Here is a 24,600-nt window from a genome sequence, read left to right as displayed (position 1 = left end):
GCGTCGATCACGTCCGGCCGCCGCCGGTCCGGCCCAGGCCGAACGACTCCCGGGCGCCTCAGCCGGCCGGGGGCAGCTCGCCCGAGCCGCGGGTGATCAGCCGGGTGGGCAGCTCGATCCGCTCCGGTGCGACGAGACCGCCGTCCAGCTGCCGGAAGAGCCGCTCCGCCGCCGTACGGCCGAGGGCCGCCGCGTCCTGGGCGACGACCGTGACACCCGGTTGCAGCAGATCGGCCAGTTCGAAGTCGTCGAACCCGACGAGGGCGACCTGCCGGGACTGTTCGGAAAGGACCCGGACCACGGTGACCGTCACCCGGTTGTTGCCCGCGAAGACCGCGGTGACGGGGTCGGGTCCGGACAGCATCTCCTGCGCCGCGCGGCGCACCCGCTCGGGGCTCGTCACCCCGAGCGACATCCAGCGGTCCTCGACCGGTATCCCCGCGTCCTCCATGGCCGCCCGATAGCCGCGCAGCCGCTCGGCCGCGGTGTGGATGCGGGGCATGTCCCCGATGAACCCGATCCTGCGGTGGCCGTGTGCGATCAGATGGGCCACGCCGTCGCGGGCCCCGCCGAAGTTGTCGGACAGCACCACGTCGGCGTCGATCCGCCCGGCCGGACGGTCCACGAACACCGTGGCCACGCCCGCCCGGATCTCCGGTTCCAGATAGCGGTGGTCGTCCCCGGCCGGGATCACCACCAGGCCGTCCACCCGCCGCGCGCACAGCGCCAGCGCCAACTCCCGCTCACGCTCCGGGTCCTCGGCGCTGGAGCCGTTGATCAGGAGAGCGCCGTGCGAGCGGGCGACCTCCTCCACCGCCCGGCTCAGCGGGCCGTAGAAGGGGTCCGCGAGGTCCTCCAGGACGAGGCCGATGCTCGCGGTGCGGCCCTTGCGCAGCACCCGCGCGCTGTCGTTGCGGCGAAACCCCAGCGCGTCGATCGCCTCCTGCACCCGGCGCTCGGTGTCCGGGGTGACCCCGGGCTCGCCGTTGACCACCCGGGACACCGTCTTCAGCCCGACACCCGCCCGTGCCGCCACGTCCTTCATCGTCGGGCGGTTGCCGTAGCGGTTCCCGGGGTGGCGGTCTGCGCGGCGGGTGGTCTCGGGCACGATGCGCTGTCCTGTCCTGTCGTCCGTGGTCCCCATGGGGGGTGTGGTGCGGCGGCCCATGGGCTTGTATGAGGATGTGGCGTCGAGCATAGAGCCTGGACAACGTTGTCAGGTGCGCGAGAGACTGTCCACCGCTCCGCGCGGGACCGCGCCCTTCGCCGCGCCACCCGCCCTGTCCCTGGTTCCCGACCGTTCAACGGGGAGATCTGACTCTGATGCGCACCGACCTCGTGGCAGCCCTGGACATCGGCGGCACCAAGATCGCCGGCGGGCTGGTGGACGGCCGCGGACTGATCCTGGAGCGGGCCCAGCGCGCCACACCCGCCCGGCAGGACGGCGAGACGGTCATGCGGGCCGTCGAGGAGGTGCTCGGCGAACTCGCCGGTTCGTCCCTGTGGCGACTGGTCGGGTCGGTCGGCATCGGCAGCGCGGGCCCGGTGGACGCCTCCGCGGGCACCGTCAGCCCGGTGAACGTGCCGGGCTGGCGGGACTTCCCGCTGGTCGAGCGGGTACGCGCGGCCACCGGCGGGCTGCCGGTCGAGCTGATCGGCGACGGCGTCGCGATCACCGCCGCCGAGCACTGGCAGGGCGCTGCCCGTGGCCATGACAACGCGCTGTGCATGGTGGTCTCGACGGGCGTCGGCGGCGGCCTGGTCCTGAACGGACGACTGCACCCCGGTCCGACCGGCAACGCCGGGCACATCGGGCACATCAGCGTCGACCTCGACGGCGACCCCTGCCCGTGTGGTTCGCGGGGCTGTGTGGAACGGATCGCCAGCGGCCCGAACATCGCCCGCCGCGCCGGGGAACAGGGGTGGCGGCCGGGCCCGGACGGCGACACCTCGGCCGCCGCGGTGGCCGCCGCCGCGCGGGCGGGCGACCCGGTCGCCATAGCCTCCTTCGAACGGGCCGCGCGGGCGCTCGCCGCCGGGATCGCGGCCACCGCGACGCTGGTCGAGATCGACATCGCGGTCATCGGCGGCGGGGTCGGCAACGCGGGCGACGTCCTCTTCACGCCGCTGCGGGAGGCGCTGGCCGACTACGCCACGCTGTCGTTCGTGCGGCGGCTGACGGTGGTGCCCGCGCAGATGGGGACGGACGCGGGGCTGGTGGGGGCCGCGGCGGCGGCGCTGATCAGGGGGCCGGGACCGGTGCGGCGCTAGGCGGTCGCCGGTCGGCCTGGGCCTGGGCCGGAGCCGGTTCGGGTCGTCGGCGGCCGGCTCAGTCCGCGTCGGCCCGGACGCGCAGCAGGACGGTGCCGTGTGCCGGGACGGTGGCCGCGATGGCCCCGCCGGAGTGGCCGTCGGTGTGCTGCCACAGGTCCCGCAGGGTGTAGCCGTCCGCGGCGGGCAGGCCCACGGCCCTCGCGGTGGTGGTGATCGGCTGCGCGGTGCCGGACTCGTTGAACAGGGCGACCGCGCGGCTGCCGTCCGCCATCTCCTTGGCGATCACCCAGCGTCCGCCGGTGCTGGAGACGACGGTGCCCTGTTTGCCGAGCGGGTCCTGGTCCACGGCGATGACCTCCTCGTCGCCCAGGATGTCGAAGGTCGCCGCGGACGCCTCGCGCAGGTCGGTGCCGATGAGCAGCGGGGCGGCCATCACCGACCAGAGGGAGAAGTGGGAGCGGTACTCGGTGTCCGTCATCCCGCCGTTGCCGACCTCCAGCATGTCGGGGTCGTTCCAGTGGCCGGGACCCGCGTACGGGGCGAGCGGCAGATTCTGCTTGACGATCGACAGCATGGAGGACCAACGGTCGCTGATGTCACCGGTGGTGCGCCACAGGTGGCCGATGCCAGGGGCCCACTCCCAGGGCTTGTTCTCGCCCCATTCGCAGATGCTGTAGACGATGGGCCGCCCGGTCGCCGCGAGCGCGTCCCGCATGGTCGTGTAGCGCGCCTTCGCGTCGATGCCCAGGTTGTTGCAGTTGTCGTACTTCACGTAGTCCACGCCCCAGTCGGCGAACTGCCGTGCGTCGCCGTACTCGTGGCCCAGGGCCCCCGGCATGCCGATGACGTCGCAGGTCCGCAGACCTGCGCTGGTGTAGATGCCGAGCTTGAGCCCCTTGGCGTGGACGTAGTCGGCAAGCGCCTTGATCCCGTGGGGGAAGCGGACCGGGTCCGGGACGAGCCTGCCGTTGAGGTCGCGGAACGGGAAGGCCCAGCAGTCGTCCAGGTTGACGTACCGGTACCCCGCGTCCCTCAGGCCCTTCGCGACGATGAGGTCCGCGACGCCCTCGACCATCGCCTCGTCGAAGCCGGGCCCGCACTGCGTGGAGTTCCAGTTGTCGAAGCCCATCGGCGGGGTGAGGGCGAGGCCGTCGGCGAGGCCGGGCGCGGCGGAGGCGGCGGACGGAGCGGTGACGAGGCCCGCGGCGCAGAGCAGTCCGGCGAGGAGGACTCCGGCCGCGCGTCGGGCGGTTGTGCGGGTCGAGGATGTGCGCATGGTCGACGTTCCTCCAACGCGCCGGGAAAAGAGGGGCGTTCACGGTAGAACGTGTCCGAGCACGGTGGAAGGGGTGCGGCGAGCGCACCGGCCGCCGTTCGGACGTGTGCGCTTCGGTGGCTCAGCGGTCCTCGCGCCCCCAACCGGGCAGCGGGGGCTGGGGCCAGGCGGGTGGGGCCGGGAGGACGGAGGCGGGTGTGAGCGCGTCGGTCCGCAGCCCGTCGGCCGGGAGCCGTCCGGTGAGCCAGCCGAGAACGCGATGCCCCTCACCGGTGACGTCCGGTCCCGTCGCCGACACCGTCCAGCGCCGTCCGAGGTCGACGGCCTCCACGGAAGCGACCGGGAATCCCCGGGCACCCAGTGTGGTGAGGGTGTCGTCGAGGGCCCAGCCGACGTAGCGGTCCGGCCAGTGCTCGGTGCCATGGCCGACGGCGAGGTCGAGATGGTGGGTCTCGACCTCCCGCAGGCAGCGCAGCAGCAGGTACCAGGCCGGATGACGCCAGCCGGCCAGCGCGGGGACCAGCCGTCCCCAGGCAGGCGCGGGCAGCGCGCGCGCCCCGTTCGTGAACCGGTCGAGGCCGGTCCGCAGCCGGTCGGCCAGCCGCTCGGCGGGCAGTACGGCATCCCGCGCCACCGTCGTCGCGTCCGCCCTCGGACCGGGCTCCCGGCCGGTACGGGCGAGCCCGAGCAACCACGTGTACGCGTCGGCGCTGTACGCGACATGCGCGAGTACATGCCCCCGCGTCCACCCCGGCAGCCCCGAAGGCGCTCTCAGCGCGGCCTCGGACAGCGCGAGAGCGGCCGAGACGAGCCGGTCCGCCGACCGTGCGACGTCCTCGACCACGTCATCGACTCCGGCGCGGGCCGTACCGGACGGGAAGGCGGAAAACACGCGTACTCCTCGGGATACGTGTGCCACGGCTCACCGGAACGCGTGCACGACCTCGATCCGGCCCAGGACATGGGCGTTGAACTCGTCCAGTTCCTCCGCAGGCACCCACAGTTCGAGGATGGTCTCACCGCCGGCCCGGCGGACGGGGTACCGGCCGAGGAACCCGGCGTCGACCTCGAAACGGGTCACGAACCCGGCGCCGTCGTGCCGGACGTTCCAGTCCCGGGCGATCCGGATCGCGTAGTCCTCGTTGAGCACCGGGTAGAAGATCGGCTGCTCGGGCAGCCTGGGCGGCCAGCCCCGCCACTCCAGCTCGCGCACCAGATCCAGTTCCCTGGGCCCGGTGGGGCGCCAGAGGGTGGTCGTGGGGCGGGCGCGGGTCATGATGTCACTCTTCCGGTCGTCGTGCGTGGCGGCCCTCGGTCCGGGCGGGCGGGTCGGGGTGACCGGACGTTACCGACCTTCCCGGCCCCACGGCCAGCGGGTTTCGGTGTTCCGGCGGTACCCGCGTGACCCCGGGCCCTGTCGCGGAGTTGATCCGCGCATGAAGAAGCGCAGCATCCTCGCCCTCGCCACCCTGGCCACCGGTTTCGTCGTGGCCGCCGTCACCCCGTCCCACGCGGCGGACAAGGGGCCCTTGGACGGCCTCGACGTCGCCGGCACCCTGCACTCCGCCGGTGATCTGGTCGGCCATGAGAGCCTGGCCCCCGCCGACGCCCCGGCGCCCGGCCAGGAGTAGCCCGGCGCCCGAGCCGGACGCGTGCCGGTGTCCCCTCACGGGGGCACCGGCACCGCGCTTTACCGCACCCTCACCGCAGCGGGGTTTCCGTGGCAGGGTGGAGCGGGCAAGCCTCAGGGGGCCAACAGAAGAGGGGGAAGTCCGTGACCGTCGTCTGGATCAACGGCGCGTTCGGTGCGGGAAAGACCACGACCGCACGGGAACTGATCGAACTGATCCCGCACAGCGCGCTCTTCGACCCCGAGGTCATCGGCGGGTCACTCACACACCTGCTGCCGCCCAAGCACCTCGCCGAGGTCGGCGACTTCCAGGACCTGCCGATCTGGCGCCGGCTCGTGGTCGACACGGCCGCCGCGATGCTCGGCGAACTGGGCGGCACGCTCGTGGTGCCGATGACCCTGCTGCGCCAGGAGCACCGCGACGAGATCTTCGGGGGACTCGCCGCCCGCCGGATTCCCGTACGGCACCTGGTCCTCGCCCCGGCCGAAACGATCCTGCGAGCGCGAATAGCCGGACGCGAGGTGCCCTCCGAGCTGCCGGACGGCGAGATGCGGGTGCGGCAGTGGTCGTACGATCACATCGAGCCGTACCGCGCCGCCCTCGCCTCCTGGCTCGCCGCGGACGCGCATCTGGTCGACACCAGCGCGCTGACCCCCTACGAGACCGCCGTACGGATCGCCGAGTCGGTCGGCAGCGGCGACTTCACGCCCTGTGACATCGTGCAGACTCCCGAGCCCACCGCGGAGACCCTCGCCGCGGGGGTGCTCCTCTTCGACGAGCAGGACCGGGTGCTGCTCGTGGACCCCACCTACAAGCCCGGCTGGGAGTTCCCCGGCGGTGTGGTGGAGCGGGGCGAGGCCCCGGGCCGCGCGGGCATGCGCGAGGTCGCCGAGGAGACGGGGATACGGCTGCGTGAGGTACCCCGGCTGCTGGTGGTGGACTGGGAGCGGCCCGTGCCCCCCGGCTACGGCGGGCTCCGGCTGCTCTTCGACGGCGGTCGGCTGTCCTGTGAGGAGGCGGCCCGAGTGGCGCTGCCGGGGCCGGAATTGCGCGGTTGGCGGTTCGCCACCGAGGAGGAGGCCGCGGGCATGCTGCCCCCGGTCCGCTACGAGCGCCTGCGCTGGGCCCTGCGCGCCCGCGAACGCGGTACCGCGCTGTATCTGGAGGCAGGGGTCCCGGTCGGCTGACGGTCACTTCGCGGCCGCTTCGCGCAGTTCGGCCGAGGCGCCCCGCAGCACCGGGGCGCCGTGCCCGAAACACGCCACGTCGGCACCGAGGCCCGCCAGGCGCCGTACGGAGTCGCGCAGTTGGTCCCCGTCCAGGTTGAACACCCCTGGCATCACCGTGCCGTCCGCCGGTGACGACGCCACCGTGTCGCCGGTGAACAGCACGCCCTCGGCGGGCAGGAACAGGGCGATGCTGCCGTCCGTGTGACCGGGCACGTGCACCACGGTGGCACCGCCGCCGAAGCCGAGCACCTCGCCGTCCGCGACCTCCGTCACCGAGGGCGGCGGCAAGGGCGTGCCCTCGGGCAGAAGCCGGGACACCTCGGCATGGACCGGCAGCTCCCATGCCTCGAACCGCGGCGGCGGGCCGGGGAGTCCACCCCGGACGAACGGGGCGTCCAGCCGGTGCGCCAGCACCTCCGCCCCACTCGCCGCGGCGAACTCGCCCGCCCCGCCCACGTGGTCCTCGTGGAAGTGCGTCAGCACGAGCCGTCGCACGTCCTCCGGGGCCCGTCCCAACCCCCTGACCGCATCGGCGATCAGCGCCCCCGACCCGATCGGCCCCGCGTCGACCAGCGTCAACTCCTCACCGTCCTGCCAGAGATACGCCTGACCGACAGGGAAACGGAGCAGATGCAGCCGCGGCAGGAGCTCGATGACGTCCATACGCCGACCCTAGGCCGAGCCGCCACCGACCACGACCCCGCTCTGCCCAGGGCGGACACCGTTCGGCTCAGGGCGATCAGGGGCGGAGGCCGTCGTCAGGGCGCGCGCGGGTGGTCAGGCCGCCGGCGCGAAGGCCGTGATGGCGTCGGCGAGGTCGGCCGGAGCTTCCAGCGGGATCAGGTGACCGACAGTCGGGATCACCGTGAAGCCGGCTCGGGAGAGGTAGGGCACCAGGTTGTCGCGGAGCACGCCGACGGGCTCGACCTGGTCGTTCTCTCCCGCGACGACGAGGGCGGGAACGCCGACCATGCGGGTGTGCTCGGTGATGTCCTCCGCGATGCCGCGCAGCGGCCACTCGGCGCGGGCGGCGTCGGCGCCGGCTCGCGAGTCGGCCGCGATCCGCGCCTTGATCGACGCGGGCAGCTCGGTCGCGGTGAGGATGTGGTCCCGTGCCCGGGCCACGGACTCGTCGGAGTCGTAGGCGTGGGAAAGGGCCTCCCGGTACGCGGGAGTGATCCGTGCGGCGGGCTTCGCGGGACCGGAACCGACGAGGACGATCCCGCGCAGGCCGGCGGGCCGGGTCGCCGCGGCCAGCTGCGCGACCTTGCCCCCCATCGAATGCCCGACCAGGACGTAGTCGGTGACGCCCGCGTCGGCCACCACGGCGAGCGTGTCGTCGGCAAGCCGGCGCAGCGTGTAGGGGCCGGGCATGCCGCCCGATCGGCTCCACCCGCGGAAGTCGACAGTGATCAGGTCACGGCCCGCGAGGCGGTCGACGACGAGGTCCCAGGTGCGGGCGGAACCACCCCAGTAGTGCAGGAACACCAGGGTCGGCCCGGTCCCCGGCTGATGGTCGTAAACGGGCAGTAGCGTCTGCTGCGTCGCGTTCATCGTGTCTCTCTCGGTCAGTGCTCCGGGCGGATTTCCCGTGTGTTCATTGAAACCTCGCGGCCGGGGCGCGGCATCGGCGTGACCGGTCACCCGATGGTGGAAACTGGACACGTGACCGTGATCCGGCAGATGACATACCGGCCCGTCGGACGCCGTGCCGCCGCGGTCGAGACGATGACGTTCGACCGCCTTCGCGAGCTGAACGACGGCGGCACCCAACGTGCCGACTTCCATGTCCTCGCCGTCGTCGACAGCGGGCACGGCTCCGTCACGGTGGACTTCCGCCGACACCCGATCGAGGAGCGGTCCGCGGTGTGGGTCCCTCCCGGAGCGGTGCACCGGTGGGACGACATCGCTCACGTGGCGGGGCACCTCGTGCTGTTCGTGCCGACCGCGCCGGTCACCCACGCCACCCGGGAGCTCGTCGCGTCCCCGGACCCGGCCGCGCACTGGAGCATTCCCGACGCCGACTGGCCGTTCGTCGACACCGCGCGCGACCATCTCCTCCTGGAGGCGTCCGCCCCACCCGGGGACATGCCGACGGAGCTGCCCGAGATCCTGCTTTCCGCGCTCATCGCCCGGCTCCGGCCGCCGCACGCCGAGGCACGGCTCACCCACCCGGTGTTCCGGCTGTTCCGGTCCAGCGTCGAGGCGCACTTCCGGGAACATCACGACGCGGGCTACTACGCCCGTGCTCTGGGGTACGCGCCCCGCACCCTCTCACGAGCGGTGCGGCAGGTGACCGGCCGCACGGCGAAGGGGTACATCGTCGACCGGATCGTCCTGGAGGCCAAACGGCTCCTCGCGCACGACCGCCTCACCGCGGCTCGCTGCGCCGACGCGCTCGGCTTCCCCGACGCGTCCAACTTCTCGGTGTTCTTCCGGACGGCGACGGGCATGCGCCCGGGTGCGTGGCAGGCGACGGTGGCCGTCGAGTGAGGAGGCGTGCCCGAGAAGGGCACGCGTATCCACGGGCACAGAGCGTCGGTCGTCGCAGCCGTACCGGTCGACGGCCGCGCGCGCCGCGTGCATGACGCGGGCCGGGGCGAGCCGGTCGCGGCCACCGCCCTGCGCCGGCGTCGCGGGCGTGGCCGCCGGCGGCCACGCCCGTGCCCGCGATGACCGGGTTCCGGGCGACGGCGGCCGCGCGGACGGTCTCGGCGTCGTACTCGGCGTCCGCGGCGGCGGGCACGGGCCGGACCAGTGTGTGCGGGGAGGGGGCCGCCGGGCTCGGCCGGTTCGCCGGTGCCGGTCAGGTGGGCCGCGACCGTGATCGGGACGGCGGCCTCACCCTTGCCGTGACCGGCGCCCTTGCCGTGGCCGGCGAGGATCGCCCGGAAGACCGTCTCGTGCGCCGGCCGGCGGCAGCCCTCCCGCGGTTTCCCGGCGGGGCCGCTATCCCGCGTAGTTCTGGAGGAACAGCGCCTCCGCCACCGACAGGCGCTCGAGTTCCTGCGGCGAGACGCTCTCGTTCAGGGCGTGGATCCGGGCCTCCGGTTCGCTGAGGCCGATCAGGAGGATCTCCGCGTCGGGGTAGAGGCCGGCGAGGGTGTTGCACAGAGGGATGGAGCCGCCCTGGCCGGCGTACTGCATGGTCTCGCCCGGGTAGGCGACGGCCATCGCGTCGGCCATCGCCTGGTAGGCGGGGCTGGAGACGTCGGCGCGGAACGGCTGGCCCTGGCCGACCTGCTCCACGGTGACGCGGGCGCCCCACGGGGTGTTCGTCTCCAGGTGGACCTGGAGCAGCTTGCTCGCCTCCATCGCGTCCACGCCCGGCGGCACCCGCAGGCTGACCAGCGCACGCGCCCCGGCGTGCACCGAGGGGGTCGCGCCGACGACCGGCGGGCAGTCGATGCCGAGCACGGTGACCGCCGGACGGGCCCACAGCCGGTCGGCGACCGAGCCGGAGCCGGTCAGCCCGACGCCGTCCAGCACCTTGGCGTCCGCGCGGAACTGCTCCTCGGTGTACTCCAGGCCGTCCCAGACGGACGACGCGTCCAGACCGTCCACCGTCGTGGAACCGTCCTCGGCGCGCAGCGAGTCCAGCACCCGGATCAGCGCGGCCAGCGCGTCCGGCGCGGCACCGCCGAACTGCCCCGAGTGCAGATTGCCCGCCAGGGTCTCGACACTCACCCGGACCAGCGTCATGCCGCGCAGGATCGTGGTCACGGTCGGCAGGCCCACCCGGAAGTTGCCCGCGTCACCGATCACGATGGTGTCCGCGGCCAGCAGGTCGGGGTGCTGCTCGGCGTACCGCTCCAGGCCGCCCGTGCCCTGCTCCTCGGAGCCCTCCACGATGATCTTGACGTTCACCGGGACGCCGCCGTTCGCCTTCAGCGCGCGCAGCGCGAGCAGGTGCATGATCACACCGCCCTTGCAGTCGGCGCTGCCCCGGCCGTACCAGCGTCCGTCGCGTTCGGTCAGCTCGAACGGCGGAGTCGTCCACCCGGCCTCGTCCAGCGGCGGCTGCACGTCGTAGTGCGCATAGAGCAGAACCGTCTTGGCGCCCTGCGGGCCCGGCAGAAAGCCGTACACCGACTGGGTGCCGTCGGGGGTGTCGAGCAGGGCGACGTCGACGAACCCCTCGGCGCGCAGCGCGTCGGCGATCCAGTTCGCGGCGGCCTCGCTCTCGCTCTTCGGGAACTGCTCGAAGTCCGCCACGGACCGGAAGGCGACCAGCTCGGTCAGCTCCGCCTTGGCCCGGGGCAGCAGCGAGGCGACGGTCTCGGCGACCGGATTCGACGACATGGGCACGCTCCTCGTAGGTGCGACGTTGTACTGCTTGGGTGGATCGATCCTCCCACAGTGGTGCACCCGCCTCGCGGCCGTAGGATGCGGGATACATCGGGTTACCCCCTGCTCGCGGGACGTCGCGGGCGGGGAGCGGCAGCGGCTTGATCGGAGCAGTAGACCATCGTGAGCGGCGAGAACTCTTCGGCGGACGACGTGCAGCGAGTATGGGACGTCGTCGTGGTGGGCGCGGGACCGGCCGGGGCGTCGGCCGCCTACGCGGCGGCGGTCGCGGGGCGGCGCGTCCTGTTGCTGGAGAAGGCCGAGTTGCCCCGTTACAAAACCTGCGGCGGCGGCATCATCGGCCCCTCGCGGGACTCCCTGCCCCCCGGCTTCGAACTGCCCCTGCGGGACCGGGTGCACGCGGTCACCTTCTCCAACAACGGCCGCTTCACCCGCACCCGCCGCTCCCGGCAGATGCTGTTCGGTCTCATCAACCGGCCCGAGTTCGACCAGCAACTGGTCGAGCACGCCCAGAAGGCGGGCGCCGAACTGCGTACGGGCGTAACGGTGCAGCGCGTCGAGCAGCACGGCTCGGCGGTCCCCGACCGGCGCACGGTCGCCGTCGTCCTCCAGGGCGGCGAGACGGTGCTGGCCCGCGCGGTCGTCGGCGCCGACGGCAGCGCCAGCCGGATAGGCGCGCATGTGGGCGTGAAGATGGCCCAGGTGGACCTCGGCCTCGAAGCGGAGATCCCGGTCCCCGAGCCGGTCGCCGAGGACTGGAAGGGCCGGGTGCTCATCGACTGGGGCCCCATGCCCGGCAGTTACGGCTGGGTGTTCCCCAAGGGCGACACGCTCACGGTCGGTGTGATCTCCGCCCGCGGCCAGGGCGCGGCGACCAAGCGCTACTTGGAGGACTTCATCGCCCGCCTCGGCCTGGCCGGCTTCGAACCGTCCGTCTCCTCCGGGCACTTGACCCGCTGCCGCGCCGACGACTCGCCGCTCTCCCGCGGCCGGGTCCTGGTCTGCGGCGACGCGGCCGGACTCCTGGAGCCCTGGACCCGTGAGGGCATCTCCTTCGCGCTGCGCTCCGGCCGGCTGGCCGGCGAGTGGGCGGTGCGGATAGCCGAGGCGCACGACGCCGTCGACACCCGCCGCCAGGCCCTCAACTACGCCTTCGCCGTCAAGGCGGGGCTCGGCGTGGAGATGAGCGTCGGCAGGCGACTGCTCGCGGCCTTCGAGCGGCGGCCCGGCCTCTTCCACGCCGCCCTCACCGGCTTCCGCCCGGCCTGGAACGCGTTCCGCAACATCACGCGGGGCGCCACCTCCCTCGGGGAGATCGTCCGCTCCCACCCGCTCGCCCAGCGCGCCCTGACCGCGCTGGACCCGGGCCCGGCGCTGTCGGCGGGCGCCGCGGAGCCCGCCAGGTCCGAGGACGAGCCCGTCAGTTCGTGACGGTGATCCGGAAGACGGGGTGGTCGACGGCGCAGGCCACGATCTCCTCGTCCGAGGAGTTGGCGGTCACCCCGGCGAAGTACTGGTTGACCTCCCAGCCCCACTTCTCCAGGTAGGTCCGCAGGATGGGGAGCTTCTCGGCGTCGGGAAGCTCCACCGCGGTGAACGCGCGCACCTTGCGCCCGACGCGCAGCTCACCGCCGTTCGCCACGCGCATGTTGCGCACCCACTGCGAGTGGCCGCGCGCCGAGACCAGGTACTGCACGCCGTCGTAGGTGTGCGGATTGACCGGGATGCGCTGCATCTTGCCGCTCTTGCGGCCCTTGACGGACATCTCGGCGGTGCCCGCGAAGCTGATCCCGTGTCGGGCGAGCCACCCGATCACGCTGTTCAGGCGCACGTTCAGCGGGCTGCCCTTGAGGTAGTACGGCGAAGACGACGACATGGTGAACTCCCACGGTTACGCAGAGCAGCGCTCTTGACTGACACCAGCATGAGGGAGATCGGCGCTCCATTGCAAGAGCACTGCTCTTTTTTGTGTGCACTGATCTCGCGCGTGGCAGAATGACGGGTATGACCACCGCACAGGGAGCCCGCGCACGGGCCAGGAACGAGGTAACCGCGGCCATCAAGGAAGAGGCCCGCAGGCAGCTCGCGGCCGAGGGCGCGGCCAAGCTCTCCCTGCGGGCCGTCGCCCGCGAGCTGGGCATGGTCTCCTCCGCCCTCTATCGCTACTTCCCCAGCCGTGACGAGCTGTTGACCGCCCTGATCATCGACGCGTACGACGCCCTGGGCGCCGCCGCGGAGAAGGCGCGCAGGGACGCCGGCGACGCCCCGCCCGTGGCCTGCTTCACTGCGGTGTGCGAGGCGGTACGGGCCTGGGCGCTCGCCCATCCGCACGAGTACGCCCTGATCTACGGCTCGCCGGTGCCCGGCTATGCCGCCCCCGAGACCACGATCCCGGCCGCCGCCCGCACGGGCATGGTCCTCATCGGCATCTTCCGCGACGCCCAGGAGGGCCCCGGCCTCGCCGAACTCCCGCTGCCCGACGAACTGTGCCCGGAGGCCGAGCGGTTGGCCGCGGACCTCGCCCCCGACCTGGCGCCCGAGATGGCCGCCGCTCTCGTCGCGGCCTGGGCGCAGCTGTTCGGCCTGGTGAGCTTCGAGCTGTTCGGCCAGTTCAACAACGTGATCGAGGATCGCGAGCGGTTCTTCCGGTACGCGGCCACGGCGCTGGCACGCGGGGCCGGGCTGCGCTAGCGGCCGGGAGGCTCGAAACCGGCTTTCTTTACCCGCCCATGGGACTGCTACGGTGCGTCGATGACCTCGACGACGGACGACCGGGCACTCGTGGCGCAGTGGCGGGGCATCCTGACGCTGCACGCCCGCACCCAGTGCGAACTGGACCGGACACTGAACGCCCACGGCCTGTGCGCCAGCGACTTCGAGGTCCTCGACCTGCTGGCCGAGTGCCGGGGTCCGCACGGCTGCGCCTACCGCGTCCAGGAGATCTCCGAGCGCGTCCATCTCACCCAGAGCGCGCTGTCCCGGCTCATCGGCCGCCTGGAGAAGGAGGGCCTGGTCGAGCGGGGCGTGTGCGCGGAGGACCGGCGGGGCGTACGGGTGGCCCTCACCGCGAAGGGCCGCGCCCTGCACGCCGAGGTGCGGCCGGTGCAGCGCGCGGTACTGGCCCGGATGCTGGCCGAGTCGGACCTTCCCGGCTGACGGGGGTCAGATCCCGGACGTCTCCTGCCACAGGGCGGCCAGCGCCTGGTCCCCGGAGACATGCGGGACGGGGACGCGGTTCCACAGGGCCAGGTACAACTGGTCGGCGGGACCCGAGAGTTCGGCGTCGGCGTCCCCGCTCGCCTCACGGACTGCCGCCGGAGGCTCGTCCGCGGTGAGCCGTACGGTCCACACCGCGTCCCGACCCGCGTCCGTCGCGCGTACCCGCAGCACCTTCGGCTCCGCCGTCCGCACCCGGCTCCTGGGCCGGGCGTGGAAGCCGCGCAGCAACTCGTCGACGCCGTCCGCCGCGAGGTCCGCGGCGACCGGGGACGGCGTCCCGCCCCGGGCGGCCTCGACGTCGTACCGGTGGACGGTCGTCTCGTGCGCCTGCCGCCTGGTCCAGAACGCCAGGGGCGACAGCTCCGGCAGCGGGAGGAAGGTCCAGCACTCCAGGTCGGCGGGGGCGGCGGACAGGGTGTCGACCAGCAGGCGGTGGCTGTCGCGGTACCAGGCGATCAGCTCGGCGCCGTCGAGGTCCGGCCCCTCACCGATGGGCCGGGGCGCGGTGTGTCCCTCGGCGACGAAGGCCGCGGCCCACCGGTGGACGGCGCCGGTGTGCCGCAGCAGGTCCCGTACCTGCCACTCGGGGCAGGCCGGAACCTTGGCGTCGGTGCCGGCCCGGTCGGCGGCCGCGGCGAGCAACTGGCCCTCGCGATCGAGGGCATGGAGGAAATCGGCAGTCTGCATGGGGTGATCCTGCCGGACGTGCCCACCGCGTCGCACCAGGGTTTCAGTAGTCGCTGTTCATCGCGGCCCGCACCTCGGCCAGGGTGGCGTCGGCCACGGCGTTGGCCCGCTCGTTGCCCGCGCGCAGGATGCGGCGCAGCTCGGCGCGGTCCTGGGCGTACTCGGCGCGGCGGGCTCGGATCGGGGCCAGGTACTCGTTGACCGCCTCGGTCACGGTCTTCTTCAGCGCCGCCGCGCCCGCGGAGCCGATGTCGGAGGCGACCTCCTCGGGCGTCCGGTTCTGGCACAGCGCGGCCAGCAGGAGCAGCGAGGAGACCTCGGGACGGGTGGCCGGGTCGTAGGTGATGTGGCGCTCGGAATCGGTCTTGGCGCCCTTGAGCAGCCGCGCGGTCTCGTCGGCGGTGGCGGCCAGGGTGACCGAGTTGCCCCGGCTCTTGCTCATCTTGGTGCCGTCGGTACCGAGCAGCAGCGGCACCTCCGACAGCAGGGCGTCGGGGCGGGGGAAGACGTGGGTGCCGTTGCCGTAGCGGTCGTTGAAGCGGCGCGCGATGGTCCGGGTCACCTCCAGGTGCGGGAGCTGGTCCTGGCCCACGGGGACCAGGTTGGCCTTGCAGAAGAGGATGTCGGCGGCCTGGTGCACGGGGTAGGTGAACATCAGCCCGCTGACCGCGGACTGGCGCGAGTGGGCGATCTCGTCCTTCACCGTGGGGTTGCGGTTCAGCTCGGCCACGGAGACGAGGCTGAGGAAGGGCAGCATCAGCTGGTTGAGGGCGGGGACGGCGCTGTGCGTGAAGATCGTGCTGCGCCCGGGGTCCACGCCGATGGCGAGGTAGTCGAGGACCAGCTCCTCCACGTGACCCACCAGGTCGTCGGCGACGTCGCGGTCGGTCAGCACCTGGTAGTCCGCGATGATCACGAACAGTTCCACGCCGAGGTTCTGCAGCCGCACCCGGTTGTGGAGCGTGCCGAAGTAGTGGCCCAGGTGCAGCCGTCCGGTGGGCCGGTCGCCGGTCAGGATCCGGAACCTCCCCGGGTCCTCGGTGATCAGCTTCTCCAGCTCCGCGCTGCGGGTCTGCGCGGCGGACGTACCGAGCGCGTCGGACGTGTCGGCGGCCGACGGGGCCCCGGACGTCGGGGAAGCCTCGGACGGCACGGACTGCTGATCGGGGTTCATTCGGTCTCCTGGTGGTGGGTCGATGGGGGCCGTCGGACGCCCCGCCCCCTGATCCAGGGACACGAAAAAGGGCCGTCCATGCGAACGGCCCGGTTCATGCCTGTGCGGCGGCCGCTCCTACGAGGAGCGCCACCAGCACAGACACGACGAAAGATGCATAGGGCAATGATAGCGGGGCCGGGGGCGGTCGGCCAGCGTGTGTCCGGCCACACGCCCCCGTCGGTCACCGGTCGCCCGCTGACCTCCCCGGGAAGGCCGGGAGACCCGGATGAGCGGGGACTGCCGGGAAAGCGTCAGCCGTTCAGACCCCGGCGCGTCGCCACCCCGATGAGGGCGGCCACGGCGGCCAGCGCGGCCACGCTCGTGAGCGCGGTGGGCAGCGAGAACCAGTCGGCCATGAACCCGATCGCGGGCGGCCCGAGCAGCATGCCGCCGTAGCCGAGCGTGGAGGCGACGGCGACGCCGGAGGCTCCGTCGAGGGCGCCGGCCCGCTCGATGGCGACCGGGAAGATGTTGGCGAGTCCGAGCCCGGTGACCGCGAAACCGGCCAGCGCCACCCAGACCGACGGCGCGAGCGAGCCGAGCAGCATGCCCACCGCCGCGACGGAGCCCCCGGCGACCACCGTGCGGGCCCGGCCGAGACGGCCCAGCAGCGCCGTGCCGGAAAGCCGCCCGGCGGTCATGGCGAGCGCGAAGCAGGCGTACCCGGCCGCCGCCGTCCCCGCGGACGCCGTCAGGTCCTGCTTGAGATGGAGCGCGCCCCAGTCGGCCATGGCGCCCTCGCCGTACGCGTCGCACAGCGCGACCAGTCCGAAGCCCACGACGAGCCAGCGCCCGCCGGCGCGGGGCGCCCGGCCGGCACCGTCCCGGGCGGGCTTCCGGTCGTCGGCCGGCGGCGCCGGCGGCTCGTGCCGCAGGAGTTCCCGCCCGGCGACGGCCGTCACGAGCAGCCCGATCACGGTGATGCCCAGCAGATGACGGGTGGGGGAGAGGAAATCGGCGACCAGCCCGCCGACGCCCGCGCCGACCATGCCGCCGAGGCTGAACGCGGCGTGGAAACCGGGCATGATCGGCCGTCGTACGGCGGCGACGAGATCGACGGCGGCGCTGTTGAACGCGACGTTGACGCCGCCGTAGGCCGCGCCGAAGACCAGCAGTACGGCGCCGAGCGCGACCGCGGAGTGGGTGAGCGGGGGCAGGGCGACGCTGAGGGCGAGGACGACCATCCAGGCCACGGTCACCGGGTGGCTGCCGTACCTGCGGCACAGGCGCCCGGTCAGCATCATGGTCAGTACGGCCCCGGCGGACACCCCGAGCAGCGCGAGCCCGAGCGCCCCGGCGGAGGCGTGGGTCTGGTGCTTGATGTCCGGGATCCGCACCACCCATCCCGAGAAGACGAACCCGTCCAGTGCGAAGAACGCGGTGATCGCCACCCGCAGCCCGACGAGTTCCCGGCCCGGCACGACGTTGTGCGTTCGGGTTTTGTTTATTTGCGGCACAAAGTCAGCGTAGGGTGCGGGCGAGGGGTGCGGCAAGGGGATTATGGCGCGGGGTCGTGCGCTCGCGTGCCGGGAACGCGGCCGCGGACGCGGCCGCCGCCTCGAACGTGATCGCCGGGTAAGCCGAGTTGGTCGACGCCGGTGACTTCGCCGCGGCGTCGGTGCGCTGTTCGCCGGGGTGGACGAGGAGGCGGGTACCGCCGCCGAGCGTTCCCGCGGCACCGTCTTCCAGACCCTGCGCCCGAGCCGCCGTCGCGGCCCTCGCCGCGAGGCGTCACGAAGGCCGCTTCGAACGCAGGGGCGGACACTGGGAGTTCGCGGGGCGACGGGCTCGGATTCGCCTGGTGGGCGAGGTGGGCCGACACTCGCGTGCGTAGGCCGCGGATGCCGAAGTGGTCCCCGGAGCAGGGGATTCGGCCGGGACGTGAGCCCATTCGGCGTCCTGGCGGCCCGCTTTGCGTCCGGACCGGGGCGCAGGTCTGCCGATCCGCTGCGGATACAGGTCGGTTAATGCTTGCTCACGCGCTGGTTGCAGCGGGATGAGCACGTCATGATGGGTCCATGACGTTGGCCTCGCGCGCACTCGCGCAACTGGCGATCTGGCCGGACCTGAGACAGGCCGTGCCGAGCTGCGGTCAGGGACAGGCGGTGGTGTCCGCCAAGGGTGAGATCGCCCATTTCCACTCGGACCGCGATGTCGATCTGCGGCTGACCAACCGGGCGATCCGGCGGTTCGCCCGGGATCTCAAGCGCTCCGGCGTGATCAGGATCGTGCCCGGCTCGCCGTGGGTGACCCTGCGCCTCGACGCCGCGAGCGACGTCGATCTGCTGCTGACCCTGGTCAGCGTGGCGCTCCAGGCGCAGCAGTTCCCGCCCGACACGGTCGACCGCCCACTGATGGGCTGCAACGACCAACGGGGCGCGGGATTCGTGAAGGCGGATCTCGGGGCGTTCTGAGGCGGGCGGTCTCCGCGTCATACGGCGATGACGCGGAGACCGGCCTCCTCGAAACGGTGGACCGTGTCCTGGTCCACCGCGGTGTCCGTCACCAGGGTGTCCACCACGTGCGCGGGGCAGATCCGGGCGAACGCCCGCCCGCCCAGCTTGCTGGAGTCCGCGGCGACCACGACCCGTTCGGCGCGCTCGCACAGCAGCCGGTTGATCGCCGCCTCGGCCTCGTCGTGCGCCGCCGCGCCGTGCACCACGTCGAAGGCGACCACCCCGAGCACCGCCACGTCCAGCCTGATCTGTCCGAGCACCCCGTCCGCGAGCGGCCCGATCAGCTCGTACGACTGCGGGCGGGCCACTCCGCCGGTGACCACGATCTTGAACTGGGGCCGTACGGCCAGCTCGTTGGCGATGTTCAGCGCGTTGGTGACGATGGTCAGCGCCGGGGAGCCGGTGGCCAGGTCGCCGCGGACGGCGAGGGCGCGGGCCACCTCCGTGGTGGTCGTGCCGCCGGTCAGCCCCACCGCCTCGCCCGGCGCCACGAGATCGGCCACCGCCGCGGCGATGCGCTGTTTCTCTGAGGCGCGGCGGGCCGTCTTGTAGCGCAGCGGGAGCTCGTACGACACCCCGTGCACCACCGCGCCGCCCCGGGTGCGGACCAGCATCTGCTGCTCGGCGAGCTGGTCGAAGTCCCGGCGGATCGTCGCCGCCGACACCGCCAGCTCGGCCGCCGCCTCCTCGACGTCCAGGCGGCCGCGCTCCACGAGCAGCTCCAGCAGCGCCTTCCAGCGGGCGTCCCGGGACATCCGCGGCCTCCGTTCTCCGATCGCTCTCCGAGCGGTGACCCTAGCGCACCCCCCGCGTGCGCCCCCGGCCCCGCAGGAATGCTTGATCGTGCTTGAAAACTCGCTATATCTTGCAGGAACAATCAGCGACCCGGGGAGGGTGTGGGCATGACCCATGTCGAGGACGAGCTGAAGAGCCAGCCCGAGTGCTGGACGCGGGCGGCAAAGGAGGCGGGGCGGCACCGGGACGCGCTGCCGGCGCCGGGGGAGCGGGTCGCCGTCGTGGGCTGCGGGACCTCGTACTTCATGGCGCAGGCGGTGGCCGCCCTGCGCGAGGGAGCCGGACAGGGCGAGACCGACGCGTTCGCCGCCTCGGAGTTCCCGTACGGACGCGCGTACGACCGGGTGATCGCCCTCACCCGCTCCGGCACCACCACCGAGGTCCTCGAACTGCTGGGCCGGTCGAGGGGTGCGGAGACCCGGACGACCGCCGTCACCGCCGACCCCGCCACCCCCGTGATGACCGCCGCCGACGACGTCGTGGTGCTGGACTTCGCCGACGAACGCTCCGTCGTCCAGACCCGCTTCGCCACCACCGCCCTCACCCTCCTGCGCGCCCACCTCGGCCTGCACACCGACTCCGTCGTCGCCGACGGCCGCACCGCGCTCACCACCGATCTGCCCCAGGGGCTGGTCGAGCGCACCCAGTTCACCTTCCTGGGACGCGGCTGGACGGTCGGACTCGCCAACGAGGCCGGGCTGAAGATGCGCGAGGCATCCCTGTCCTGGACCGAGGCCTACCCGGCGATGGAGTACCGGCACGGCCCGATCAGCGTCACCGACGAGACCACCGCCACCTGGATGTTCGGGCAGGCGCCCGAGGGGCTCGCCGAACAGGTCCGCGCCACCGGGGGGTGGTGGATCGCGGGCACCCTCGACCCGCTCGCCGAACTCGTCCGCGCCCAGCGGCTCGCGGTGGCCGTCGCCGCGGCGCGGGGGCTCGACCCGGACCGGCCGCGCCATCTCACGCGCTCCGTGATCCTCGCCGCGGGGCCCGCCGGTACCGCCGGTTCCGCCGAGGTCCCCGAGCCCCGCGAGGCCCCCCGGGCCGCCGTCTCCTCCTCCGACTCCGCCTGACCGCTCCCGCCGTACCGCGCCCCGGAAGGACACCCGAAGTGCCCCTCGCGCTCACCGGCGAGCTGGTCGCCCGCGCCGTCGAAGCCCGCTCGGCCGTCGCCGCGTTCAACGTCATCACGCTGGAACACATCGAGGCCGTCATCGCCGGTGCCGAGGCGGCCGGCGCCCCCGTCGTCCTCCAGGTCAGCGAGAACGCGGTCAAGTTCCGCTACGGGCGGCTGCTGCCGCTGGCCCGCGCGGCCGGCGCCGCCGCCGAACGGGCCGCCGTACCCGTCGCGTTGCACCTGGACCATGTGCAGAGCGACGACCTGCTGCGCCAGGCGCCCGCCGCCGGGTTCAGCTCGGTGATGTACGACGCGGCCCGGCTGCCGTACCCCGACAACCTCGCCGCGACCCGTGCGGCCGCCGACTGGGCGCACTCCCAAGGGCTGTACATCGAGGCGGAGTTGGGGGAAGTCGGGGGCAAGGACGGGCGGCCCCCGCTGGATGCCCACGCGCCCGGTGCCCGCACCGACCCGGCGCAGGCGCGGGACTTCGTCGGCGGGACCGGGGTCGACGCGCTGGCCGTCGCCGTCGGCAGCTCCCACGCCATGACCACGCGCACCGCCGCCCTCGACCACGCCCTGCTCAAACGGCTGTCCGCCGCGCTGTCCGTCCCGCTGGTGCTGCACGGCTCCTCGGGCGTACCGGACGAGGGCCTGGTCGAGGCGGTCGCGGGCGGTATCGCCAAGGTCAACGTCGGGACCGCCCTCAACATGGCCATGACCGGGGCGATCCGCGCTTTCCTCGCCGCCCGCCCGGAGGCCGTGGACTCCCGCGCGTACCTCAGCGTGGGAAGGGAGGCGATGGCCCGGGAGGTGCGGCGCATCATCGGCGTCCTCGCCGCGGATCGGGGCTGATCCGGTTGACCGGGCTGACCCGGCTGATCCGGGCTGCGCGGCTTCCCGGCGGCGCGGCCGACGGGACGACGGCGGCTTCGCGGCCGACGGAGCCGCCCCGCCCCGGGGTACGGGGCCGTGCACAGGGGCGGCTCCGCCGCCGCGGGCGCGACCCAGCCGCCACACTCCCTCCGGCGCGGCGGCCGGCCCGCCCTCGCGTCATCCCTTCTTGACCGCCTTCAGCAGCACGAACTTCGGGTCACTGGCGACGAGTGCGCAGTTGCCGAACAGCCGCTTCAACGTCACGTGGTAGCCCAGGTGCCGGTTGCCGATCACCCACAGCTCACCGCCCGGCCGCAACGCGCGCCGCGCGCCGGTGAACATCCGCCGGGCGGTCGCGTCGGTCGTCGCCTGGTGCGAGTGGAACGGCGGGTTGTTCAGGACGAGGTCCACACTGTCCGGTGCCACCCCGGCGAGCCCGTCGCCGACCCGGAACTCGGCATGCCCGGGTACCCCGTTGGCCTTGTAGGTGGCCTCGGCGGAGGCCACCGCCTGGAACGACTCGTCCACGAACAGCACCTCGGCCGCCGGGTCGGCGAGCGCCACCGCCGTGCCGACCACGCCGTTGCCGCAGCCCAGGTCCACCACACGGGCCGGGCCCGGTCCCGGCAGGTGTCGGAGGAGGAAGCGGGTGCCGATGTCCAGCCGGTCGGCGCAGAAGACGCCCGCGTGGTTGACGACCGGGCGGCCGGAGATCGCGCCGACGCCGTCCGGGAGGTCGTAGAGGTACGGCCACGGGTTCGCGGGCCGCTCCGTCGCGGGGTCGGGGGCGCAGAAGATCAGCCGGGCCTTCTGACGGGCCGGCGAGGTCCGGGTCGGGCCGAGGATCCGCTCGAAGAGCCGAAGCGTGGAGGTGTGGATCTCCTTCACCATGCCGGTGCCGATCACCACCGTGCCCGGGTGTACGGCGGGCGCCAGCCGCAGCAGCTGGTCCTCCAGCAGCGCCAGGCTCTTCGGCACCCGCACCAGCAGCACGTCCACCCGCTCGGGCGGCTCGTCCTGGGTGGTCAGCAGCGGTACCGCGCCGGGTTCGACGCCGGCCCGCGCCAGGTTGGCACGGCTCGCCTCCTGACCGAGGAACGAGTCGGTGATCTGGACGGGCCGGTGCTCCGCCAGCGCCGTGACCAGCGCGCCCCAGCGGTCGCCGAGAACCACCACCTCCCCGGTCAGCGGCACCTTCTCCGCCGCCAGATGGTCCAGCAGATAGGCGTCGGAAGCGTCCCAGGCACGCAGCCGGTCGCGGGGATCCTCGGGGAAGCGGGACAGCTCGACCTCGCCCCACGGTGTCGTCATACGGTCGCTCATCGCGCTCCAGGCTAGCGGAACCGCAGATCAGGACCCGTGGGCCGGGAAGCCGCGGGGGACGGCGGGACGCGGGACCCGCAGGGGAGGAGTGGGGACGGAGAGGCCCGTAGGGGGACCATGGGGGCGTGGAACTCTTCCCCCGGGAGCGCGCGGTCCTCGCGCCGGGCGCCGTGCACGTCCCCGACTGGCTGCCCGACGAGCGGCAGCGCGAACTGCTCGCCGCCTGCCGGGCCTGGGCGCTGCCCCCGGCCGGACTGCGCACCGTACGCACCCCCGGCGGCGGCACCATGACCGCCCGCCAGTTCTGCCTCGGCCTGCACTGGGGCGTCGTACCCGCCTGCCCCGTGTGCGGGCGGTCCGTACGGGACAACCCCGAGTGCCCGGGGGCGCACCAGTACCCCTACGCGTACACCCGTACGGCTTCCGACGGCGACGGCGCCCCGGTCAAGCCCTTCCCGGCATGGCTCGGCGAGCTGGCCGGGCGCGCGGTGGCCGACGCGCTCGGCCCGGACGCCGTGCCCGGACCGCCGTACGACATCGCGCTGATCAACTTCTACGACGGCGCGGCGCACATGGGGATGCACCGCGACAGCGAGGAGCGGGCCGACGCGCCGGTGGTCTCGCTGAGCCTCGGCGACACGTGCGTCTTCCGCTTCGGCAATGCCCGGACACGGACCCGGCCGTACACCGACGTGGAGCTGCGCAGCGGCGACCTGTTCGTGTTCGGCGGCCCCTCCCGCGCCGCCTACCACGGTGTGCCCCGCGTCCACCCGGGCACGGCACCGCCCTGGCTGGGGCTGGCCGGCCGGCTGAACATCACGCTGCGGGTGAGCGGGCTGTGACCGCTTCGCGGGTCACGAGCGGTGCGGATCATGGGAGACTCGCCCTCATGAGCGGCAAGGCGGAACCCCGGGCGGGGGAGAGGACCACCACGAGGGCGCGGCTGGAACGGGGGCGTGGCGCGCTCGGGCCCGCGCTGGAGCTGGTGCACACCGGGCGGGCGCCGACCCGGGCCGTGCTCACCGCCGAACTCGGCGTCACCCGGGCGACGGCCGGCGCGGTCGCCGCCGAACTGGAGGCCCTCGGCCTGATCCGGGTGGACGCCCGCCCCGCCGCGGCGGCCGGTTCCCAGGGCCGTCCCTCGCACCGGCTCGACGTCGCCGAGGAGGGCCCGGTGGCGCTCGCCGCACAGGTGCACGCCGATGGCTTCCGGGCCGCGCTGGTCGGCCTCGGCGGGCGGATCGTGGCCACCGCGCCCGGCTGCGAGACCGTGGACGCCGACCCGGCGAAGGTGCTCGGCTCGGTGGTCGAGGCGGGCGCGGAACTGCTGCGCACCACCGGCCGCCGCTGTGTCGGCGCCGGGCTCGCCGTGCCGTCCGCCGTGGCCGAACCCGACGGCCTCGCCCTCAACCCCCTGCACCTCGCCTGGCCCGTGGGGGCGCCGGTCCGCCGTCTGTTCGAGGAGTGCGTGCGGGCGGCGGGCATCCCGGGGCCCGCGTTCGCCGGCAACGACGTCAACCTCGCGGCGCTCGCCGAACACCGGCACGGCGCGGGCCGGGGCGCCCGCGATCTGCTGTGCGTGGCCACCGGGCACCGGGGCGTCGGCGGCGCGCTGGTCCTCGACGGCCGTCTGCACACCGGCAGCGCGGGCCTCGCCCTGGAGGTCGGCCACCTCACCGTCAACCCGGAGGGCCGCCCCTGCCACTGCGGCGGCCGGGGCTGTCTGGACGTCGAGGCCGACCCGCTGGCGCTGCTCGTGGAGGCGGGCCGCGAGCCGGGCCCCGAGGTGTCCCTCCTCCAGCAGGCCAACGACCTGCTGCGCACCCAGTACGACGACCCCGCCGTCCGCAGGGCCGTCGAGGCCCTGATCGACCGGCTGGGACTCGGGCTCGCCGGGCTCGTCAACATCCTCAACCCCGACCGCATCATCCTCGGCGGCCTCCACCGCACCCTCCTGGACGCCGACCCCAGCCGGCTCCGCGCGGTCGTCGCCGACCGCAGCCTGTGGGGGCAGAGCGGCGGCGTGCCGATCCTGCCGTGCACCCTCGACCACAACAGCCTGGTCGGCGCCGCCGAACTGGCCTGGCAGCCGGTCCTGGACGACCCGCTGGCCGCCCTGCGCTGAACACGGACAGGGGAGGCGCGCTCGACGCTCCGCCGCCGCGCCACCAGCCGGGCGGAGAGCACCCG

The 24,600-nt window shown here is 73.5% G+C and carries 23 protein-coding genes and 2 pseudogenes; 12 read left to right on the top strand and 13 right to left on the bottom strand.

Annotated elements, in window-relative coordinates:
- Nucleotides 1-58: 58 nt before the first annotated feature.
- A complete protein-coding gene (locus ACWDD7_RS11795) occupies nt 59-1,144 on the bottom strand; it encodes a LacI family DNA-binding transcriptional regulator (RefSeq protein WP_450457234.1) in 1,086 nt (361 codons plus the stop codon).
- A 179-nt stretch (nt 1,145-1,323) separates the two neighbouring features.
- Here ACWDD7_RS11795 and ACWDD7_RS11790 point away from each other — a divergent pair, with 179 nt between their 5' ends.
- Nucleotides 1,324-2,271 carry an ROK family protein gene (locus tag ACWDD7_RS11790; protein ID WP_450457233.1) on the top strand — a complete coding sequence of 316 codons (948 nt, stop codon included), beginning with the start codon at nt 1,324-1,326 and terminating at the stop codon, nt 2,269-2,271.
- 67 nt (nt 2,272-2,338) lie between these two features.
- Here ACWDD7_RS11790 and ACWDD7_RS11785 read toward each other — a convergent pair.
- The 3 genes and pseudogenes from ACWDD7_RS11785 to ACWDD7_RS11775 all read right to left on the bottom strand — a co-directional run.
- Nucleotides 2,339-3,550: pseudogene (locus ACWDD7_RS11785) on the bottom strand (glycoside hydrolase family 27 protein); the annotation flags it as partial.
- Between the two features lie 121 nt (nt 3,551-3,671).
- Entirely contained in the window at nt 3,672-4,442 is a 771-nt protein-coding gene (locus ACWDD7_RS11780; protein ID WP_450457232.1) for a maleylpyruvate isomerase family mycothiol-dependent enzyme, read from the bottom strand.
- 30 nt (nt 4,443-4,472) lie between these two features.
- On the bottom strand, nt 4,473-4,826 hold the full coding sequence (locus ACWDD7_RS11775) for a hypothetical protein (RefSeq protein ID WP_450457231.1): 354 nt from the start codon (nt 4,824-4,826) through the stop codon (nt 4,473-4,475).
- Between the two features lie 160 nt (nt 4,827-4,986).
- Between ACWDD7_RS11775 and ACWDD7_RS11770 the strand changes: the two genes are divergently transcribed.
- Nucleotides 4,987-5,181 carry a hypothetical protein gene (locus ACWDD7_RS11770; protein ID WP_351875322.1) on the top strand — a complete coding sequence of 65 codons (195 nt, stop codon included), beginning with the start codon at nt 4,987-4,989 and terminating at the stop codon, nt 5,179-5,181.
- 143 nt (nt 5,182-5,324) lie between these two features.
- Entirely contained in the window at nt 5,325-6,368 is a 1,044-nt protein-coding gene (locus ACWDD7_RS11765) for an NUDIX hydrolase (protein ID WP_351881449.1), read from the top strand.
- A gap of 3 nt (nt 6,369-6,371) precedes the next feature.
- Here the strand turns inward: ACWDD7_RS11765 and ACWDD7_RS11760 are convergent, their stop codons facing one another.
- Nucleotides 6,372-7,073 carry an MBL fold metallo-hydrolase gene (locus ACWDD7_RS11760; protein WP_450457230.1) on the bottom strand — a complete coding sequence of 234 codons (702 nt, stop codon included), beginning with the start codon at nt 7,071-7,073 and terminating at the stop codon, nt 6,372-6,374.
- Nucleotides 7,074-7,187: 114 nt separating this feature from the next.
- Nucleotides 7,188-7,964 carry an alpha/beta fold hydrolase gene (locus ACWDD7_RS11755; protein WP_450457229.1) on the bottom strand — a complete coding sequence of 259 codons (777 nt, stop codon included), beginning with the start codon at nt 7,962-7,964 and terminating at the stop codon, nt 7,188-7,190.
- Between the two features lie 111 nt (nt 7,965-8,075).
- On the opposite strand from ACWDD7_RS11755, the gene ACWDD7_RS11750 reads away from it, so the two are divergent.
- Nucleotides 8,076-8,903, top strand: coding sequence for a helix-turn-helix domain-containing protein (locus tag ACWDD7_RS11750; RefSeq protein ID WP_450457228.1), 828 nt, complete (start codon nt 8,076-8,078; stop codon nt 8,901-8,903).
- 456 nt (nt 8,904-9,359) lie between these two features.
- Here the strand turns inward: ACWDD7_RS11750 and ACWDD7_RS11745 are convergent, their stop codons facing one another.
- Nucleotides 9,360-10,712: a M20/M25/M40 family metallo-hydrolase gene (locus ACWDD7_RS11745; RefSeq protein ID WP_450457226.1), complete on the bottom strand. Its 1,353-nt coding sequence runs from the start codon at nt 10,710-10,712 to the stop codon at nt 9,360-9,362.
- Between the two features lie 168 nt (nt 10,713-10,880).
- Here ACWDD7_RS11745 and ACWDD7_RS11740 point away from each other — a divergent pair, with 168 nt between their 5' ends.
- Nucleotides 10,881-12,149, top strand: coding sequence for a geranylgeranyl reductase family protein (locus ACWDD7_RS11740; protein WP_450457225.1), 1,269 nt, complete (start codon nt 10,881-10,883; stop codon nt 12,147-12,149).
- Here ACWDD7_RS11740 and ACWDD7_RS11735 read toward each other — a convergent pair.
- Nucleotides 12,139-12,594: a nitroreductase/quinone reductase family protein gene (locus tag ACWDD7_RS11735; RefSeq protein WP_450457224.1), complete on the bottom strand. Its 456-nt coding sequence runs from the start codon at nt 12,592-12,594 to the stop codon at nt 12,139-12,141. The two genes, ACWDD7_RS11740 and ACWDD7_RS11735, sit on opposite strands and share 11 nt — an antisense overlap.
- Nucleotides 12,595-12,722: 128 nt before the next feature.
- Between ACWDD7_RS11735 and ACWDD7_RS11730 the strand changes: the two genes are divergently transcribed.
- Both ACWDD7_RS11730 and ACWDD7_RS11725 read left to right on the top strand, forming a co-directional pair.
- Entirely contained in the window at nt 12,723-13,409 is a 687-nt protein-coding gene (locus tag ACWDD7_RS11730; protein WP_392212810.1) for a TetR/AcrR family transcriptional regulator, read from the top strand.
- A 60-nt stretch (nt 13,410-13,469) separates the two neighbouring features.
- On the top strand, nt 13,470-13,874 hold the full coding sequence (locus tag ACWDD7_RS11725; protein WP_450457223.1) for a MarR family winged helix-turn-helix transcriptional regulator: 405 nt from the start codon (nt 13,470-13,472) through the stop codon (nt 13,872-13,874).
- Nucleotides 13,875-13,880: 6 nt separating this feature from the next.
- Here the strand turns inward: ACWDD7_RS11725 and ACWDD7_RS11720 are convergent, their stop codons facing one another.
- From ACWDD7_RS11720 to ACWDD7_RS11710, 3 genes are all read right to left on the bottom strand, one after another.
- Nucleotides 13,881-14,624: a maleylpyruvate isomerase family mycothiol-dependent enzyme gene (locus tag ACWDD7_RS11720; protein WP_351871289.1), complete on the bottom strand. Its 744-nt coding sequence runs from the start codon at nt 14,622-14,624 to the stop codon at nt 13,881-13,883.
- Between the two features lie 43 nt (nt 14,625-14,667).
- Nucleotides 14,668-15,798: a tryptophan--tRNA ligase gene (trpS, locus tag ACWDD7_RS11715; protein ID WP_450457222.1), complete on the bottom strand. Its 1,131-nt coding sequence runs from the start codon at nt 15,796-15,798 to the stop codon at nt 14,668-14,670.
- Between the two features lie 293 nt (nt 15,799-16,091).
- Nucleotides 16,092-17,297, bottom strand: coding sequence for an MFS transporter (locus ACWDD7_RS11710; RefSeq protein WP_450457221.1), 1,206 nt, complete (start codon nt 17,295-17,297; stop codon nt 16,092-16,094).
- A 561-nt stretch (nt 17,298-17,858) separates the two neighbouring features.
- On the opposite strand from ACWDD7_RS11710, the gene ACWDD7_RS11705 reads away from it, so the two are divergent.
- Complete coding sequence (locus ACWDD7_RS11705) at nt 17,859-18,254, top strand: luciferase domain-containing protein (protein ID WP_450457219.1); 396 nt, start codon at nt 17,859-17,861, stop codon at nt 18,252-18,254.
- A 17-nt stretch (nt 18,255-18,271) separates the two neighbouring features.
- On the opposite strand, the gene ACWDD7_RS11700 is transcribed toward ACWDD7_RS11705, so the two are convergent.
- Nucleotides 18,272-19,051 carry a DeoR/GlpR family DNA-binding transcription regulator gene (locus ACWDD7_RS11700; protein WP_450457218.1) on the bottom strand — a complete coding sequence of 260 codons (780 nt, stop codon included), beginning with the start codon at nt 19,049-19,051 and terminating at the stop codon, nt 18,272-18,274.
- A gap of 147 nt (nt 19,052-19,198) precedes the next feature.
- Between ACWDD7_RS11700 and ACWDD7_RS11695 the strand changes: the two are divergent.
- Nucleotides 19,199-20,077 (top strand): annotated as a pseudogene (locus tag ACWDD7_RS11695) (SIS domain-containing protein); the annotation flags it as partial.
- 128 nt (nt 20,078-20,205) lie between these two features.
- Nucleotides 20,206-21,066, top strand: a complete 861-nt coding sequence (locus tag ACWDD7_RS11690; protein WP_450457217.1) for a class II fructose-bisphosphate aldolase — start codon at nt 20,206-20,208, stop codon at nt 21,064-21,066.
- Nucleotides 21,067-21,264: 198 nt separating this feature from the next.
- Here the strand turns inward: ACWDD7_RS11690 and ACWDD7_RS11685 are convergent, their stop codons facing one another.
- Complete coding sequence (locus ACWDD7_RS11685; protein ID WP_351871314.1) at nt 21,265-22,398, bottom strand: methyltransferase; 1,134 nt, start codon at nt 22,396-22,398, stop codon at nt 21,265-21,267.
- A 137-nt stretch (nt 22,399-22,535) separates the two neighbouring features.
- On the opposite strand from ACWDD7_RS11685, the gene ACWDD7_RS11680 reads away from it, so the two are divergent.
- Both ACWDD7_RS11680 and ACWDD7_RS11675 read left to right on the top strand, forming a co-directional pair.
- Nucleotides 22,536-23,252, top strand: coding sequence for an alpha-ketoglutarate-dependent dioxygenase AlkB family protein (locus tag ACWDD7_RS11680; protein WP_450457216.1), 717 nt, complete (start codon nt 22,536-22,538; stop codon nt 23,250-23,252).
- Between the two features lie 47 nt (nt 23,253-23,299).
- Nucleotides 23,300-24,535, top strand: coding sequence for an ROK family protein (locus ACWDD7_RS11675; RefSeq protein WP_351871271.1), 1,236 nt, complete (start codon nt 23,300-23,302; stop codon nt 24,533-24,535).
- The last annotated feature ends 65 nt before the right edge of the window (nt 24,536-24,600 follow it).

It is taken from the genome of Streptomyces sp. NPDC001056, from assembly GCF_053598955.1.
Note: the sequence above shows the minus strand (reverse complement) of the source record. Positions and strands in the feature narration are given on the sequence as shown.

Bases quoted from the DNA above. Each gene is read 5' to 3' on its own strand.
- ACWDD7_RS11795 (WP_450457234.1), bottom strand. From the start codon at position 1,144: ATGGGGACCACGGACGACAGGACAGGACAGCGCATCGTGCCCGAGACC.
- ACWDD7_RS11790 (WP_450457233.1), top strand. From the start codon at position 1,324: ATGCGCACCGACCTCGTGGCAGCCCTGGACATCGGCGGCACCAAGATC.
- ACWDD7_RS11775 (WP_450457231.1), bottom strand. From the start codon at position 4,826: ATGACCCGCGCCCGCCCCACGACCACCCTCTGGCGCCCCACCGGGCCC.
- ACWDD7_RS11770 (WP_351875322.1), top strand. From the start codon at position 4,987: ATGAAGAAGCGCAGCATCCTCGCCCTCGCCACCCTGGCCACCGGTTTC.
- ACWDD7_RS11760 (WP_450457230.1), bottom strand. From the start codon at position 7,073: ATGGACGTCATCGAGCTCCTGCCGCGGCTGCATCTGCTCCGTTTCCCT.
- ACWDD7_RS11755 (WP_450457229.1), bottom strand. From the start codon at position 7,964: ATGAACGCGACGCAGCAGACGCTACTGCCCGTTTACGACCATCAGCCG.
- ACWDD7_RS11745 (WP_450457226.1), bottom strand. From the start codon at position 10,712: ATGTCGTCGAATCCGGTCGCCGAGACCGTCGCCTCGCTGCTGCCCCGG.
- ACWDD7_RS11735 (WP_450457224.1), bottom strand. From the start codon at position 12,594: ATGTCGTCGTCTTCGCCGTACTACCTCAAGGGCAGCCCGCTGAACGTG.
- ACWDD7_RS11730 (WP_392212810.1), top strand. From the start codon at position 12,723: ATGACCACCGCACAGGGAGCCCGCGCACGGGCCAGGAACGAGGTAACC.
- ACWDD7_RS11725 (WP_450457223.1), top strand. From the start codon at position 13,470: ATGACCTCGACGACGGACGACCGGGCACTCGTGGCGCAGTGGCGGGGC.
- ACWDD7_RS11720 (WP_351871289.1), bottom strand. From the start codon at position 14,624: ATGCAGACTGCCGATTTCCTCCATGCCCTCGATCGCGAGGGCCAGTTG.
- trpS (WP_450457222.1), bottom strand. From the start codon at position 15,798: ATGAACCCCGATCAGCAGTCCGTGCCGTCCGAGGCTTCCCCGACGTCC.
- ACWDD7_RS11705 (WP_450457219.1), top strand. From the start codon at position 17,859: ATGACGTTGGCCTCGCGCGCACTCGCGCAACTGGCGATCTGGCCGGAC.
- ACWDD7_RS11700 (WP_450457218.1), bottom strand. From the start codon at position 19,051: ATGTCCCGGGACGCCCGCTGGAAGGCGCTGCTGGAGCTGCTCGTGGAG.
- ACWDD7_RS11685 (WP_351871314.1), bottom strand. From the start codon at position 22,398: ATGACGACACCGTGGGGCGAGGTCGAGCTGTCCCGCTTCCCCGAGGAT.
- ACWDD7_RS11675 (WP_351871271.1), top strand. From the start codon at position 23,300: ATGAGCGGCAAGGCGGAACCCCGGGCGGGGGAGAGGACCACCACGAGG.